The organism is Sphingobacterium detergens (assembly GCF_003610355.1).
GTDB lineage: Bacteria > Bacteroidota > Bacteroidia > Sphingobacteriales > Sphingobacteriaceae > Sphingobacterium > Sphingobacterium detergens.
The window spans coordinates 149,543-166,754 of sequence record NZ_RAPY01000006.1 but is presented as its reverse complement, the minus strand read 5'-3'; the positions used below and the strand labels follow the sequence as shown (position 1 = coordinate 166,754).

Genomic DNA, 17,212 nt, shown 5'->3' with positions numbered 1-17,212 from the left:
CAAAACATTCATGGATTAATATTTGTTAACACCTTATTATATAAATTTAAGGAGAACAAAAAATGGCAGATTACAAAAACATCAATATACAAGACATCCCTGATGGTGGCGAGAATCCAAAAGACTTCTATGAAAGCTTCAAAGAAAGATTAGAAGATTTGGAGACCTTTCCAAAAGACTATACCTATAAGTTTATCTTACCAAAGGATCAGGATCATTTCAACCAGATCCAACGTGTATTTGATGATACTGATGCACGGTTTGACTTCAAGGATTCCAAAACAGGGAAATATACCTCAATCACAGTCAACCTGAATGTAAAAGATGCAGATCAGGTCATTTACTTCTACAAAGAAGTCGCCAAGATAAAAGGTGTTATTATGTTATAAAAACTAAAAGAGGCTGTCGAAATGACAGCCTCTTTTGTTTATGGTCCAAGAAGTTCCTGCGTGAACAAATCCCCTCGAACAATCAATTCCTCCATTTTTACCTTATCAAACAATTCTTTCGGAACTTTGAGTTTCAAAAGATAACATATCGGGCGCCCGGATTGAATCCCTGGGCTCCATCTTTTTTGCTTTCTTAGAAAATCAATTAGAACGGGATCTTTAGAATCACTTTTCCTGTCCAATAGTGTCCCGTCTTTTGTGACGATTATCTCAAATATATGATCAGCATATATCGCTTTATCCAACCGACTTTCCCTCATAACTTCTTTTAGATAGTTTAACCAATGGATCTTAAAATTATGCATACCGCCCTTCGGTTCAAGAAAAATTTCCACTGCATTATACATACGGACTGTATCAGTATTTTTTAATACTTGTGCCCCAACAGGACCATATAATAACAATAGGAAGAGAAAACAATATATTCGAACCAAAATTTAAAGAATATCAACAAGTTAATCAAATAAATCCCACAAAAAAGCCCGCTATTAGCGGGCTTTTCTATATGAGTTCAAGATCAAGTTTATTCCTGACCGGCACCAGCTACTGGAGCTTCACCATTCGGGTTATCTTGTTTTGGCTTATCTTCTCTTGGAGGACGAGGCAATAAAGCTTTACGTGAAAGTTTCATTTTACCTTGTTTATCAATATCCAATAATTTAACTGTTACTTTATCACCTTCTTTGAAGATTCCGTCCATTGTTTCAAGACGTTTCCAGTCAATTTCAGAGATGTGCAATAAACCATCTTTACCCGGCATAATCTCAACAAATGCACCAAATGGCATAATTGATTTTACTTTACCTTCGTAAGTTTCACCGATCTCAGGTTTAGAAGCAATCGCTTTGATACGACCTACAGCATCATCAATTGCAGCTTTATTGTCTGCAAACACCTGAACGACACCTTTGTTATCAACCTCCTCGATAGAGATTGTTGCACCAGTCTCACGTTGCATTTCTTGGATGATCTTACCACCTGGACCGATCACAGCACCGATAAATTCTTTATCAATCAACAATTGAACGATACGAGGTGCATGTGGTTTGTAGTCTTCACGTGGAGCAGAAATGGTTTTCTTCATTTCACCTAAGATGTGTAAACGGGCTTCTTTCGCTTGATCCAAAGCCTGTGTCAACACTTCCCATTTCAAACCATTGATTTTTAAGTCCATCTGACAAGCAACGATACCTTTTTCAGTACCAGTTACCTTAAAGTCCATATCACCTAAGTGATCTTCATCCCCTAAGATATCCGATAAAATTGCATATTTACCAGTTTTCTCATCAGAGATCAATCCCATTGCGATACCAGATACAGGGGCTTTCAACTTCACACCAGCATCCAAAAGAGCCAATGTGCCGGCACATACTGTCGCCATGGAAGACGAACCATTGGATTCCAAAATATCAGAAACTACACGGATTGTATATGGGTTTTCATTATCTGCAGGTAATACTTGTTTCAATGAACGCATCGCCAAGTTACCATGACCAACTTCACGACGACCAGGACCTCTATTTGGTCTTACTTCACCTGTAGAAAATGCTGGGAAGTTGTAGTGAAGGATAAATTTGTTATAACCGTTGATAAAAGCACCATCAATCATTTGCTCATCGTCTTTAGCGCCTAAAGTAACCGAAGTCAAAGATTGTGTTTCACCACGTGTGAATACAGCAGAACCGTGTGCTGCTGGCAAGTAATCCACTTCAGACCAGATCGGGCGTACCGTACGTACGTTACGACCATCTAAACGCATACCTTCATCTAAAACTAGATTACGGACAGCATCATACTGAACATCGTGGAAATATTTTTTGAATAAGAATGCAGTGTCATCATCCAATTCTTCAGGCATTGTTGCTCTGTATTCCTCCGCAATTTTTGCAAAGTTTTCAGAACGGTCATGTTTCGCAGAAGCTGATTTTGCAATCGCGTATACTTTATCATAAGTAGCAGCAAAAATAGAATCTCTCAATTCAAGATTTTCAGGCTCGTGATTATACGCACGTTTCACAGTTTTACCAACCAAATTAGCCAATTCTACCTGTGCAGCAACTTGTTTTTTGATAGCCTCGTGAGCAAAAGCAATTGCTTCAACCATTTCAGCTTCTGAAATTTCTTTGGCTTCACCTTCCACCATACCGATATCCTGAGCAGAACCAGCAACGATAAATTCTAAAGTTGCATTTTCAAGTTCAGATAACTTTGGATTGATGACCAATTGACCGTCAATTTTCGCTACACGAACTTCTGAGATAGGACCGTTAAAAGGAATATCAGAAACTGCAATTGCAGCAGATGCTGCCAAACCTGCTAAAGCATCAGGCATGATATCTTTATCAGCAGAGATTAAGCTGATGGCAACTTGTGTATCTGCGTGATAGTTTTCAGGGAATAATGGACGTAATGCGCGATCTACCAAACGAGAAATCAATACTTCATAGTCTGACAATCTAGCCTCACGACGTAAGAAGCCACCCGGAATACGGCCAGTAGCCGCGTATTTCTCTTGATAATCTACTGAAAGGGGTAAAAAATCAACACCAGATTTAGCTTCTTTGGCAGAAACGACAGTTGCAAGCAACATCGTATCACCTTGTTTTAATACTACAGCACCATCAGCTTGTTTCGCTAATTTTCCTGTAGACAATTCGATCTGGGTGCCATTACCCATATCGATGGTTGTTTTAATTTCGTTGTAATTCATTTAATCTTGTTTTTGACACGCTTTTCATCTTGTTGGCAGCGTGCCGATATTTTAAATACGTTAGATTTCAGCACAAAGGTAAATTAAAATATTAAGATTAATGCAATTAACATAATGCTAAATCATCAAAACGACCAAGATACGACAAGCGATTATTCTTGCACCCAGAACAATAAGCATATCAAAGTCCCTTCAAGTCCCCTCAAGTCCGCTTAAGTCCCTTCAAGTGCCAACAGTGTTCGAATCCGCTAGGCACCCGCTTCGGGAAAACTGTGACACTGCCTCGGGAATGCTTCGCCCCTTGTTTGACAGTTGCTCGGTAGCGCGTCGGTTGTTTACCAACAACAAGGCAAACAACAGTCAAAGAACAGCCGAACGAGTCCCAAAGTTGTCCCGACTCAGTCCCGAAGCAATCTCAATGCACTCACGAAGAATCGCCGAACAGCGCCCGAATCCCCGTCGAACGGTTGTTGCTTGGATCAATCAATATGAGCTACCAAATGACCTTTTGCCAAAGTAAAAACCTCCGCGATTCAAAAAGAGCTTGCACAAGCTTTCTGGACTGTTTCCATCGTTAAAAACAAACAATGGGGTAATGAAACGAAGAAAGCCATCCAAAATTTGGATGGCTTTCCTAAAAACCTTTGTACAAAAGCTTATTTGATGATATCACGTAGACCTAGACCTTTGATGATCGCACGGTAACGGTTAATATCAGTTTTGTAAAGATAAGCCAATAATGAACGACGTTTACCTACCAACATTTGTAGGGCACGTTGTGTACCGAAATCTTTTCTGTTCTTTTTCAAATGCTCTGTTAAGTGAGCAATTCTCTTAGTGAATAAAGCAACTTGACCTTCTGTAGATCCAGTGTTAGTAGCTGATCCAGCAAATTCTGCGAAGATTCCAGCTTTGTACTCTTTACTTAAATACATCTCTTGAATAATATTAAAGCGTTAAAAAATTTATTAATTGCGTGCAAAGGTAGTATTTTTTTTTGGATCAGCAAATACACCGTCCTAACCTCTTCGCTTTCACTATACTTTTACGTATATCTTTTTCTTGTCCAGCCAGTAGCAGATTACCCACATCAGCGTTAAAAAACACAGTGAATAGACAAAAGAACCAACTTCAGGGATACCTGGAACTTGGGCACAGACATATTTATAAAACCAGCCAAAAGCGTCAATATATTTTTGTGTTCCATCGTCAGCCAGTCCATCCGGGATCCGGAATAGCCCCAGAAAACGAGGTAAAATTCCGCTCAGTACAAATATAAATAAAGGGTTTTTGCCGAATACATCAAAAAATTGAGTCAACTTATTTTTAACACCTTGCACCTCTATAAACCAAATCATACCTCCAATGGTCATTGTAGCAAGTCCTGTGGTATACAGCACGTAGGAACTGGTCCAGATTTTTTTATTGATCGGAAACCCAAGCGCCCAGATCCATGCCAAAACAACAAGGATAAAACCTGTCACAAACATCCCCGACAACAGCTTAAAATGAGGTTCGTTTGAAGTGGGCACCTTAGACCAAAGCCAGTCCACCTGGCCTTGTTTTTTAATAAATACACCCACCAGATAACCAAACACAACCTGAACTACTGCCGGCAAAGTACTCATCAATCCCTCCGGATCGAATGGAACACCTTCACCTTTATAGATATGCGGCACCCCTAAAATAGCGATATCGTACTTTGTCCCAAACCACCCTTCTAAACTATATGGGTCCGCTCCCCCCATCAATGCACAAACAGCCCAGTACAGCAATAGTATACCAGCAGAAATCCAGATAATTGCCTTTTCTTTAAAATAATAAGCTAATATAGAAGCAAAACAATAAGCGATGGCAATACGTTGCAATACCCCAAGAATACGAATACCTCGACTTGGATCATTTGGATCTACCCATTGTTTAAAAACCAGTTCTGCTCCTTCCCATTTAATAAAAGGCCACCAGTTAATAAAAAGACCAATTGCAAAAATTAACACTGTACGCTTAAGCACTTTTTTCCAGAAAACTGCTGGACCAGCTTCCTGCAAGCGAGGAATCACAAAGGACATCGCATTCCCTACAGCGAATAGAAAAAACGGGAAAACCAGGTCCGTGGGTGAGCATCCATGCCAGGCTGCATGTTTAAGCGGTGCAAACATATGTGCCCATGTCCCAGGATTGTTTACCATAATCATCAGTGCTACAGTAGCCCCACGAAACACATCCAAGGAATAATAACGTTGTTTCATCATAAATTAAGTGATTAGCTAGTAAATATAGGTATTAGCCAATTCATATTTATGCATAAAAAAAATAATAATGGCACAAACAGGATTTCTTTTTATTTTTTTTTAAAAAGTATTTGGAACTTAATAATAAATACCTAATTTTATGTAACGAAATTTATACTAACCATATTTTGTTTTTTAAACATAACGATCCGGAACAATAAGCCAGATCATACGGATTATTAACTAGAGTACCTAAGATTAACATTTAACCAAAAACTATAGCTGATCCCAAGGATTGACATAGTACTAAACAATTTAATTAACCTTAAATAGTAGAAAATGAGTGTCTTTTACAAAAAAAGTGCAGGCTTAGCCCTATGCACACTGTTTAGCGCAACAGCACTTTACGCGCAACAAACGGTTTCTGGCAGTGTGTCAGACAAAACAGGCCCCCTTCCTGGTGCTACTGTATCCGTTAAAGGCTCAATTGCCAAAACACTTACCAATGAGCACGGATCATTCAAAATCAACGCTGAAAAAGGACAAACGATCCGAATTTCTATGATTGGTTACAAACCTCAGGAAATCGTTGTCGGTTCGGCGAGCGCAATTAAAATCTTATTGGAAAGCGACGAATCTTCATTAGATGAAGTTGTTGTAACAGCTTTAGGCATCAAAAGAGATAAAAAATCGTTAGGTTATGCAACAGCAACCGTTACCTCCGACGACCTGCTAAAAGCAGGGGCAACCCAGAACCCTTTTCTAGCAATGTACGGAAAAGCCGCAGGTGTGGGCATCAATATAGGTTCAGGTGGTCCAACAGGTGGCGTCAATATTCGTATTCGCGGAGCCGCAGGATTGGAATCTGGGACTAATACACGACCACTATTTGTTGTAGACGGTGTACCGCTTTATGACGAAAGTACTTCAATGGAATCAAGGGGATATGATCCTTTGAATTCTTTTGATATGGGATCGGGAATAAATGACTTAAATTCTGAAGATATTGAGTCAATCGAGATCCTAAAAGGGGCGAAAGCCACCGTGCTTTATGGTAGCCAAGCTTTAAATGGTGTTGTTTTAGTAACAACAAAAAGTGGACGAAAAACACGCGGGCTAGGAATTCAAGTGAACCAGCAGATAAGTATTGACAAACCATTTACTTATATTGACTTCCAAAATGACTATGGATCTGGAGCATCTACCAATGATATCCAGTATGCAGATATTAATGGTAAAAAAATTAGAAAGTTACCACTGAGTAGATTTAGTTTCGGGCCTAAATTTGATAACTCAGACATTATGCTTTATGATAGCACCATGAGTACGTATCATGCCTATCCGGACAACTTTATCAATTTTTTCAAAACAGGAATTAATAACAGGACTAATATAGCCGTTTCAGGGGGAGGCGAGATTGGTAGCGCCCGTGCATCCTACACCACCAATACCTACAACGATATATTACCTGGGTTTAAACAAAAGCAAAATACATTTAGTTTCAATGGGAATTTTATGCCATCGAAATTTGCCAGTTTCGAATTTGTGAACAATTTGTATAGCGTCAACACAAAAAATAGAAGGCCCAATATTCAACAATGGGTGGCTACAGGCCTAAATCGCGACTATGATTACAATTGGATTAAAGGATTTTATCATGACGCACAAGGATACAGAAAAGATCTTGAGCCCTATGGTTTAGCGGGCGGTTCACCGGGCTTTTGGCCTAATGCCACCTCTAATATTCTTTGGGAACAGAATGATAATCTAGATAAAGACACCAAATTCCACTTAGTCAGCTCAATCAAAACGACATTACAATTTAGTCCACATGTTTCATTTATTGGACAAGCGTCTATTGATTACACCAATACAGATGTTGTTACTGAAAATAAAATAACCAGAATGGTTCCAGATAGAATTGGAGGCGGATATAAATGGACCAAACGCAATACAACCGTACAAAACTATCAAGGACTCATGAAATACGAAAATAGTTTCAACAAAGATTGGAATGTTTTTGGATTTATAGGTGGCGCATATCAAAAGATTACCGACAACAATATGTTTACTTCCACAGGGAATATGGGCTTATTGTATCCAGACTGGTATTCATTAAACAATGCCAATATTGCAAATTGGCCTACTGCAGGAGCCCGAGGTCAGGTGATGGGAAATGGAAGAGGATCTGATGTTTTATATAGCATGCTCGGATCGGCTACAATATCTTATAAAGAAAGTCACTATTTGGAATTGCAGGCCCGAAACGACTGGAATTCTACCTTACAATCACCTAATAACTCCTATTTTTATCCTGGACTTTCCTATACATGGAACTTTTCAAACGACTTTAAAATACCCAAGCTACAGTATGGTAAACTTCGCGTAGCCTGGGCAAATGTCGGTGGAGGTCCATCGACCGCTACCGGAGATCGATATTTTGCAAATAACGTTTTTAGTGTGGGACAGTTACCATACTCTTATGGCCCAGTTACTGTCACTCCACCATCCAGTCTCTTCCTAGAAATGATAAAACCGTTTAGAAAAAGAGAAATAGAGATCGGATTTAATACAAGGTGGTTCCAAAACAGTAGATTAGAAATTGATTATTCGTTTTATAACAACAATACCTACGATCAGATTATTTCTCAGCCCTTATCTTCCTCTACAGGCTACTCGTCTGCCAAAATTAATACCGGAAATTTAAGGAATTGGGGACACGAGATATTTATCAAAGCTGCTCCAATTGCGAACGAAAAATTTAGATGGGATCTAACATTTACAGCTGCTAACCAATTTTCAAAAGTCATCGCATTATACCCAGGAATCACTCAAAAATACATCACTGGAAATAGTGGTTTCCAAGTATTTGCTGAAGAAGGAAAAAGAATTGGCGAGATTAAAGCCTATGACTATAAAAGAGATGATAGCGGAAACAAGATTATTGGCCCAAATGGATTATACCAATTATCTGACGATGTCTCCTACATTGGAAAAAATGTCAATCCCGATATTTTCGGCGGTTTTATGAATGATTTCTTCTTCAAAGGGTTCAATTTCCACCTCGGATTGGATTACAAATTCGGGGGATCTGTATTTTCTTATACCAATAATTATTTAATGGGTACAGGAGTGATCAAGCAAAGCTTACCAGGGCGTGACGAAGAAAATGGAGGTGTTGCTTATTACATCGATAAAAACAACAAATTTATCCAAACGCAACATAACGCAGCTGCTCCATCGGATTCCAAAGATGGGATAATTTATCACGATGGTATAATTTTGGACGGTGTAATGGAATCAAATGGATCATACGTCAAAAACAACCAAATTGTAAGCGCGCCCACCTATTATGGAACTTATATCAATGACCTTGGCACATCTTGGCCGCCAGATCGTTTATTCAAAAACGACTATATCAAATTTCGAGAGATCTCGGTTTCATACACCATTCCGCAACAATGGGCTAATAATTTAAAACTCCAAAAGCTGACTTTGACGGCTGCTGCTAGAAACCTCGGATATCTTTACAAAAGTATACCAAATATTGATGCTGAAGCGGCTCTTGGTGCACAATCCTACATTGAAAATTCGTTTTATCCATCCGTCAGAACATTCACTTTCGGTGTTAACGTTAGTTTTTAACCAATTAGACATTCAATCATGAAAAAAATATCAATAGTAATTGCATCGGTTTTTATCCTATTTACTGGATGTAAAAAGACATTAGATAAGGAATTTACCAATCCGGAAATATATGACAAAACAGGAAATCTTTTTAGTGGATTATTTACGTCTACACTGTACCAATGGAAATTTTATGTTCAAGACTACGGCGAATGGTGGTGGGATATAGCGGGAACAGGTGCCATGGGTGTTTCCGGTTATACACAAGTCTCACAACGCTATATAACGGATCGCTATGCTTGGTTTAGTCTTTATGATGACTTATCAGGTGTTAACGGGTTCGGAAGTGAAAACCAATTATGGCAGAACAGAATGAAGGCGTTTTATGAGCGCGCGAATGCTTGGGCTGTGATCAAAGACAACCTAGCTAATGTATCCGGGCAGGAGCTTGACGATAATATCATATACTATCATTTAGTGACAGTTGTTAAAGATTATGCAGCTCTATTAACTGTTGATTTTTACAATTCGATACCATATTCAGAAGCCTTTCGTGGCAAGGATCGTTTATTTTTTCCAAAATATGATGATCCAAAAGAAATCTATCTAAGTGTATTGGGAGATTTAAAAAAGATCTCAGATGAACTTCCTGCTGCATACGGCAAAATGAGCCCTGCTGCTGTTTCAACATTTAAAAATCAAGATATTGCATTTCGAGGCGACATCAATAAATGGCTTCAGTACATCAATGCTTTGCGCCTAAAATATGCATTAAGGATATCCGGAGTAGACGAAAATACGGCGAAGACGCACATTAATGAAACGTTAGCAAAGAACAATCTACCTACAACAGATATGGTTTGGCAAATGCCTTATGACTTAGATCCAAGAAACGGTGGAGAATGGGTTAGAGGATTATTTGAAGGTTGGGCAGGCACATTCATCCCTAATATAATAATAAAAAGGATGAACTATGGCACTTCTGCGTATGAAAAAGGTGTAGATGACCCTAGACTACCTGTAATTGCCTTTCCAACTAAGCATAGTAATTTTGCCGAATCCATCGGAGACTATCGTGGAGTCAGTATGAATGCAGATGCCCAAAAACCAATTTATGATGGCGGAGAAAAATATTACACAGGTGGACCTAACGGGAATATAAGTGACCATTTCAACCAGAATTCAAAATCTCTTTATAACTTTGCCAACATTACTATGAACAAGAAGTTCCCAGTCTATATGATGTCACAAGCAGAAGTAGACTTGATCTTGGCCGAAATTACTTTAAAAAACTTAGGAAATACCGGTCGTACAGCTGATGCACATATTAAAAATGCAATTTCTAACTCTACTAATTTTTGGTATAATAGAAGTGATGAAAGTGACTTCCAAAAAAGTCAACTGATATTACACCCAGCCAAACCAGCCGCGAGTGATGTCACAAAATATTCTGACTTCATCGCAGCTAAATATAATGCTAAAACCAATGCCGATGATAAACTGGAAATTATTATGCAACAAAAATATATCCATTTAAACATCATGTGCCCATACGAATTATGGACAGAAGTCAGAAGAACAAGACATCCAAAACTGGAACCAATGACTTTTAATGGAAAAGTAATGAAACCGTTCCCTGAAAGATTAAGATACCCTACAGCAGAACAACAAAACAACCCAGATAATTATGCGAAAGTCAAATCGGATGACAATTTCACAAATCCAATCTTTTGGGTACCGCAAAATCTAAGAAATGTAAATCCTTATTGGAGCAATTCCAATTTCGAATAACACTTAGCTCAATATTTACCCGCACAGAAAGCCTAGAATCAAGTCTAGGCTTTCTACTTTTTAAAAATATTTAAAAAGTATTTTGAACTTATACACAAAATACTTTATCTTTATATTACAATTATAACCGATTCTTTCACAAGCCAATTATACCGATGAAAGCCGACATATTAAGATTATTATATTATAATGAGACGCAATCAATTGCGGATATCTCAAAAAATCTTTCAAAAAGCACTCCAATCGTTACAAAAAACATTAACGAGTTGGTTAAACAAGGACTTATTCTTGATAACGGTTTAGGCGAATCAACCGGGGGACGCCGCGCTTCCAAATATGGTCTAAATAATACACTTCCCTACCTTATCATCAGTATCGCCATAGATCAACATTATAGTTCCTTCACGATTTCCAATTTGGCCCATAACATCATTGCCCAACAAAAAGATGTACCTATTAATCTCAAAGAACAGAATGCTGGCGAAATTATCCTCCAAAAGCTAGAAGATATTGTCAAGGAAAGTAAGATAGAAGAAAAGAAAATCATCGGCGTAGGCATCAGTATGCCAGGATTCGTTAATCCCGAAGAAAAAATCAACGATTCTTATCCTAAAAATTCCTCCCTTCACCACCTCTACAAACAAATTGAAGAAAAACTAAACATAACAACTGTCATCGACAATGACTCCCGCTGTATCGCTTGGGCAGAAAAAGAATTCGGCCACGGTGTGGACATCGCGCATACACTCGTTATCAATTTAAACTGGGGTGTTGGTTTAGGAATCATTATAAATGGTGAGATCTTTAAAGGTGCAACAGGTTTTGCTGGCGAATTTAGCCATATCCCGCTATCTGACAAAAATACGCTCTGTTCTTGTGGGAAAAGAGGCTGCCTAGAGGTTGAAGCATCTTTGAACGCTGCAATACAAAACACGGAATCCGATATTGAGAATGGTGAATATTCAATTTATTCAACCTTTGTTAAAGTAAATTCCAACAAAGCAGATGCATTGATCGAAGCAGCAAAATTAGGCGACCAAATTGCAATTAATAACCTCGGGAAGATTGGCTATATGTTAGGGAAAGGTATTTCCACATTACTTCATATTCTCAATCCAAACAAAATAATCATTAGTGGCCGTGGAGCAGAAGTAGGTGACATCATAGCACCCCAAATTCAAGTTGCTATTAATGAATTCAGTATTCCTAAGATAGCAAAAATGACGAAAATAGAAATTTCGTCACTACACAAAGATGCGCAGCAAATGGGAACTGCAGCATTGGTTGCTGATCACTTGATTGATAATATTATTAACTAAACTATTTTCATACAAACACCTACATTATGAGTCTATTTCAAAAACGAGCTGCAGGTTTAGCGTTGTGCACCATATTTAGTGTCACATCGCTATATGCACAGCAGTCCATTACGGGTACAGTAAGGGACGCAAACGGACCAATTGCTGGGGTATCAGTCTCTGTAAAAGGAACAAATCGAGCTACCCAAACCAATGAAAACGGAAGTTTTACGATCCAAGCAAGTCAAGGAGAAACGTTACGTATATCCATAGTCGGATATAAACCTCAGGAAATTCAAGTCAATGCAACAAAGACTATCGATGTAACCCTCTCTAACGATGATTCAAGCCTGGATGAAGTTGTCGTTACAGCATTAGGAATCAAACGTGAAGCCAAATCACTGGGCTATTCAGTACAAAAAGTTGGTGGTCGTGAACTTACCCAAACAAATGCACCAACTGTTGCCACTGGACTAATGGGAAAAGTTTCGGGAATGAACATCAGCATGTCTAATGGTGTTGAAGGGGGATCGCAACGCGTGGTTATACGTGGTGCAGCCTCATTAACCGGAGCAAATCAACCGCTCTATGTCATTGATGGTATGCCCATAGATAACAATCAAATTACAAGTAAAGGAAATGACATTACCAAAGCAAGTGGATCCTATCAGGACTGGGGTTCGATATTAAATTTTATCAACGCGGATGATATTGAAGATGTAAGTGTATTGAAAGGACCAACTGCGGCCGCATTGTACGGCGCACGAGGTGGTAATGGTGTTGTTTTAATAACAACAAAAAAAGGAAAACTGAAAGAAGGACTTGGAATTGACTATAATTATTCATTTCGTTCCAATGACCCCTATCGTTATCAAGAAATGCAAAACAAATACGGATACGGCGGAGCGATCGCGCTATATTCGGCCATTCCAACCTTACCTGTAGACGCTAATGGTCAATTAAGATACCCAGGTGCAGACCCTTGGTCCGGAACAAATATTACTGACCAGAAATGGCTTAGTCACGGTACTGTCCCGGGAGGGAAAAATACCTGGGACTACTTTAGCTGGTACGGAACAGGTGCTTCATGGGGAGCCGAAATGAAGGGTCAAGAAATCCTATGGTGGGATGGCACCAAGAGAAACTACTCACCACAACCGGACAATATTCAATCATTTTACCGTACAGGGAATACACAAACCCATAATGTCGCATTTAGTGGTGCAAATGAACTAGGAAGTGTACGTTTATCTTACACACGCCAAAACAACACCTCTATCATTCCCAATAGCAACTTTAACAATAACACCTTCAATCTAGGAACTAACGTCAAAATATCGAAGAAAGTAACAGCAGACGTCTCGGCTAGTTATATTAACTTTTATCGTCTTAATTCTCCAGATGTCGGTAATAGTGATAACTCCTGGGGTAAATTTTCAACCTACGGTATGTCCCGGGATTATAAAAATCTTGAAAAAGACATTTACAGAAATCCCGATGGCAGTAAAAATTTATTAGATGGCTCTGTCTACAATATGGGGTATCCTTATGGTGGATATGGAAGAAATCAATATTGGAACATTTTCATGAACAATACTGAACTGAACCGTGATCAGCTATTAGGAACCGTAAAGTTAAATGCTGAATTAACAGACTGGTTAACTTTAATGGGGAGAGCCTCAGGAAATTTCTCTTCTGACGAATTCGACAAGAAATCCTACCCAACGGACAAAGAAGGCTTACAAGGGAAATATGGACACGAACTTTATAAAACAACAGACCGAAATCTTGATTTTTTAGCGACTGTGCATAAGGAGAACTTAAATGGATCCAAATTTAGTGGGAGTTTTTCGTTCGGAGCAAGTTCCTGGAAATCCAATTATCGCGGTATACAAGGATTTAATGACGGTCCGTTCAATGATCCATTCTTATTTTATTTAGCAAATATCAATAAAAACGGTTCGGTTTCAGGTTTTATACCTACCGAAGAACGGATGGAACAGCAAATAAATTCTTTGTTTGGAATAGCCAATATCTCGTATGATAACTTCCTGTTCTTTGAGGGAACATTCAGAAATGACTGGGCTTCAACTTTGCCTAGCAAAACAAGGAGCTATAATTATCCAGCAGCTTCCTTAAGCTACGTCTTTACCGAAAAATGGGCAAGCAAACCCAGTTGGTTCGACTATGGAAAATTAAGAGCCGCATTTGCGAAAAGCGCGATTGGAACAAAACCTTACCAGACCTCATATATCTATGGTACCGGAACATTTAATGGCCAACCGATCCGCAAAATTTCAAATAATTTATTGCCTGTAGATTTACTGAAACCACAACGTTCAACTTCCTATGAACTCGGAACAGATCTGAGCTTTTTGAAAAACCGCCTGGGATTGACCTTTACTTACTACAAAGTCAATTCCACTGATCAAATTATCGACCTAAACGTTGCTCCTTCTTCAGGCGTTACTGGTGTACGAACAAATTCAGGAGAACTCCAAAACCAGGGTATTGAATTTACTTTACGGGGAACACCGATTAAAACGCAGGATTTTTCGTGGGATCTGACATTAAATGGCGCGCATAACAGGAACAAGCTTGTTAAATTGGCTCCAGGCATTAACGAATATTACTTAGATGAGATGTTCGGGAGTTATGGAGTCACGATGAAAGTGAAAGTAGGTGACAATTTTGGAACAATCTATGGATCGGACTTCGAATACTATGAAAACAGCGATAGAAGGCTTGTAGAACGTGTATTGGATGGAAAAGGAAATCCTACTGGGACGAGGTATAAAGTAACTGGCGATCAGGTACCAATTGGTAATGCTAATCCAAAATTAACAGGTGGTCTGGGAACCAATCTACGCTATAAAGATTTTTCACTCTATGCATTGGCTGATTTCAAATGGGGGGGTGATATTTGGAGCGGGAGCTATTCCACAGCCATGGGTAATGGTCTTTCACCACAGACCCTATTGGAACGCGATGGCGGAGGCTTGCCATACACCTATCCAGATGGATCAAAAGCAAATCATGGTGTAATTTTGGACGGTGTATTTGCTGATGGAACGGAAAATAAAGATGTCGTTCACTATATGTGGAAATATGCTGGATCTTATGCTGCTTGGTCAGATATCAAAATGCCTAGAAGTTTGGCTGTTTTAGAAAATTCTTGGGCTAAACTACGCGAAGTCAGATTAACCTATCAAATTCCAAAATCTGTGGTTCAAAAAACTAAATTCTTCCAAGGGATGTCCGCATCGCTCATTGGTCGTGATCTATTTTACATTTACACGAGTTTACCAGAGAATTTAAATCCTGAAGCGATCAATGGTATTGGTAATGCACAAGGCATCGAATTTGGCGCCCTTCCGGGTGTCCGTTCCTTCGGATTTAGTATTAGTGCATCATTTTAAAAATTGGAAATCATGAAAAGAAAATATCTAAAAACACTCTTATATAGTTCACTATTTTTGGGGACAGCTATAGCAACATCATGTACCAAAGATTTTGATGAAATGAATGCGCCCTGGAAAGACGCGCAAACAGCAGACATAAAAAGTCTCTTTAATGGGGTTGTGGCCAGCATGGAACTTGGAGCTCAAGAACAAGCGACTTCCAACACTTGGATTTATCCAATCACTCAATTGGCGACTACTGTAGGGAATTCGGCTTATTCGAGACAGAATGCAGCAAACGAGCTATGGGAAAATTACTACCGGGCGCTTATTTCCATTCGATTGACTGAAAAATTGATCAATGAATCTCCGGATAAGGCTAAATATCAAAATTTGCAGGCCATGCTGACGATCCTAAGAGCCTACAAGACATTCAAGATGACCGACATCTTTGGTGACATCCCTTATACAGAGGCGGGGAAAGCTGATCAAGGACCAAATAACTACAGGGCAGCATTTGATAGTCAAAAAAGTATTTATGAAAGCTTATTGAATGACTTAAAAACTGCGGTGGCAAGCCTAACAAGCTCCTCTGATCAAATCTCCATCGGTGCATCCGAATCGCTGCTGAATAGTGATATTGCCTTATGGAAAAAATTTGGCAATTCTTTACGTTTACGCTATGCACTACGCATGAGTGACGCAAATGGAACAGTTGCAGCCACCCATGTGCAAGAGGCTTTGGCCTTACCACTTCTAGAAAATATTGAAAATATAGGATTGACACCCGCTGTCCAAAATTTTACTGGCGAATGGCGTGAATGGTCATTCTACGCCGGAATATATTTACGCATGGGGAGTACCGCATGGGAAATGCTGAGCAACAATAACAACAAAGATGGTTCTGGAATCTTCGATCCAAGAGCCAAAATCTTTTTTGAAACAAATGCTAAAAATGAATGGGTGCCCAAGCCGCAAAACGTCGCCATGTCCGATGGTGGCGAACCTTATAACCGGAGAAGAGATGATGACTGGTCAGATAAGGGTGCCGGCAATTTATTGTCAAACGTTAATTATTATTTTGGCCGTGATAAAAATATCCCGGAATTGATTATTACTGCAGCAGAAGTCTACTTTCTAAAAGCAGAAGCAGCGGCAAAAGGGATTGGATCCTCTGCAAACTTAGCTGCAGCTAAAACAGAATATGAAAATGGCGTCAAGTCATCAATAAATTTTTGGACGACGATGGCAATGAAAAGTGTGGTCTGGAAAGAGAATAAACCCACTTCTTTACCTTCTGGGGCACAACTAAATACCATCTTAGCCAATCCGAAAGTTGCATTTTCAACTTCGGCTAGCACTACGAATGCGTTAAAATTAATTTATGCACAACGTTGGTTGGACAACTTTAGACAACCATATGAGGCCTGGTCGCTTCTAAGACAAACGGATGCCACGCCAAAAGCAACTCTAAGTGACAATCTGTATGAGAATGACTTCGGCATAATAAAAAGATTAAATTATGCAGAAAAGGAATACCAGTACAACTTGGACAATGTAAACGCTGTCACTAAAAAAATGGATATTAATGACTGGCAAAAAACAAGGGTTTGGTGGGATGTAAAATAAAACCATAGATACCTATTCATTCTAAACGCCCCCAAATTTGGGGCGTTTTTTCTTTTATACAAAATAAAATTAGGCA

10 protein-coding genes are annotated in these 17,212 nt (G+C 39.1%); 6 read left to right on the top strand and 4 right to left on the bottom strand.

The window, feature by feature from the left end; translation table 11 throughout:
• The first annotated feature begins 62 nt into the window (after window positions 1-62).
• Entirely contained in the window at window positions 63-389 is a 327-nt protein-coding gene (locus DFQ12_RS23395) for a DUF493 domain-containing protein (protein WP_120261478.1), read from the top strand.
• Window positions 390-427: 38 nt separating this feature from the next.
• On the opposite strand, the gene DFQ12_RS23390 is transcribed toward DFQ12_RS23395, so the two are convergent.
• From DFQ12_RS23390 to DFQ12_RS23375, 4 genes are all read right to left on the bottom strand, one after another.
• Window positions 428-796: a hypothetical protein gene (locus tag DFQ12_RS23390; RefSeq protein ID WP_120261477.1), complete on the bottom strand. Its 369-nt coding sequence runs from the start codon at window positions 794-796 to the stop codon at window positions 428-430.
• A 176-nt stretch (window positions 797-972) separates the two neighbouring features.
• Window positions 973-3,159 (bottom strand): polyribonucleotide nucleotidyltransferase, encoded by a 2,187-nt coding sequence (gene pnp, locus DFQ12_RS23385; RefSeq protein WP_120261476.1) that lies wholly within the window; start codon window positions 3,157-3,159, stop codon window positions 973-975.
• A 656-nt stretch (window positions 3,160-3,815) separates the two neighbouring features.
• On the bottom strand, window positions 3,816-4,094 hold the full coding sequence (rpsO, locus tag DFQ12_RS23380; RefSeq protein ID WP_120261475.1) for a 30S ribosomal protein S15: 279 nt from the start codon (window positions 4,092-4,094) through the stop codon (window positions 3,816-3,818).
• A 102-nt stretch (window positions 4,095-4,196) separates the two neighbouring features.
• A complete protein-coding gene (locus DFQ12_RS23375; RefSeq protein WP_244211832.1) occupies window positions 4,197-5,411 on the bottom strand; it encodes an acyltransferase family protein in 1,215 nt (404 codons plus the stop codon).
• Window positions 5,412-5,729: 318 nt separating this feature from the next.
• Here DFQ12_RS23375 and DFQ12_RS23370 point away from each other — a divergent pair, with 318 nt between their 5' ends.
• From DFQ12_RS23370 to DFQ12_RS23350, 5 genes are all read left to right on the top strand, one after another.
• Complete coding sequence (locus DFQ12_RS23370; RefSeq protein WP_120261473.1) at window positions 5,730-9,035, top strand: SusC/RagA family TonB-linked outer membrane protein; 3,306 nt, start codon at window positions 5,730-5,732, stop codon at window positions 9,033-9,035.
• Between the two features lie 18 nt (window positions 9,036-9,053).
• The gene (locus tag DFQ12_RS23365; RefSeq protein WP_120261472.1) at window positions 9,054-10,808 is read left to right on the top strand and encodes a SusD/RagB family nutrient-binding outer membrane lipoprotein; all 1,755 of its coding nucleotides are present in this window, start codon (window positions 9,054-9,056) and stop codon (window positions 10,806-10,808) included.
• A 155-nt stretch (window positions 10,809-10,963) separates the two neighbouring features.
• On the top strand, window positions 10,964-12,127 hold the full coding sequence (locus DFQ12_RS23360) for an ROK family transcriptional regulator (RefSeq protein ID WP_120261471.1): 1,164 nt from the start codon (window positions 10,964-10,966) through the stop codon (window positions 12,125-12,127).
• 26 nt (window positions 12,128-12,153) lie between these two features.
• Window positions 12,154-15,525 (top strand): SusC/RagA family TonB-linked outer membrane protein, encoded by a 3,372-nt coding sequence (locus DFQ12_RS23355; RefSeq protein ID WP_120261470.1) that lies wholly within the window; start codon window positions 12,154-12,156, stop codon window positions 15,523-15,525.
• Window positions 15,526-15,537: 12 nt separating this feature from the next.
• Entirely contained in the window at window positions 15,538-17,136 is a 1,599-nt protein-coding gene (locus DFQ12_RS23350) for a SusD/RagB family nutrient-binding outer membrane lipoprotein (protein WP_120261469.1), read from the top strand.
• Window positions 17,137-17,212 lie beyond the last annotated feature (76 nt).

What these genes read in the sequence shown, in the direction of transcription:
- DFQ12_RS23395 (WP_120261478.1), top strand. Translation starts at nt 63, where the DNA reads ATGGCAGATTACAAAAACATCAATATACAAGACATCCCTGATGGTGGC.
- DFQ12_RS23390 (WP_120261477.1), bottom strand. Translation starts at nt 796, where the DNA reads ATGTATAATGCAGTGGAAATTTTTCTTGAACCGAAGGGCGGTATGCAT.
- pnp (WP_120261476.1), bottom strand. Translation starts at nt 3,159, where the DNA reads ATGAATTACAACGAAATTAAAACAACCATCGATATGGGTAATGGCACC.
- rpsO (WP_120261475.1), bottom strand. Translation starts at nt 4,094, where the DNA reads ATGTATTTAAGTAAAGAGTACAAAGCTGGAATCTTCGCAGAATTTGCT.
- DFQ12_RS23375 (WP_244211832.1), bottom strand. Translation starts at nt 5,411, where the DNA reads ATGATGAAACAACGTTATTATTCCTTGGATGTGTTTCGTGGGGCTACT.
- DFQ12_RS23370 (WP_120261473.1), top strand. Translation starts at nt 5,730, where the DNA reads ATGAGTGTCTTTTACAAAAAAAGTGCAGGCTTAGCCCTATGCACACTG.
- DFQ12_RS23365 (WP_120261472.1), top strand. Translation starts at nt 9,054, where the DNA reads ATGAAAAAAATATCAATAGTAATTGCATCGGTTTTTATCCTATTTACT.
- DFQ12_RS23360 (WP_120261471.1), top strand. Translation starts at nt 10,964, where the DNA reads ATGAAAGCCGACATATTAAGATTATTATATTATAATGAGACGCAATCA.
- DFQ12_RS23355 (WP_120261470.1), top strand. Translation starts at nt 12,154, where the DNA reads ATGAGTCTATTTCAAAAACGAGCTGCAGGTTTAGCGTTGTGCACCATA.
- DFQ12_RS23350 (WP_120261469.1), top strand. Translation starts at nt 15,538, where the DNA reads ATGAAAAGAAAATATCTAAAAACACTCTTATATAGTTCACTATTTTTG.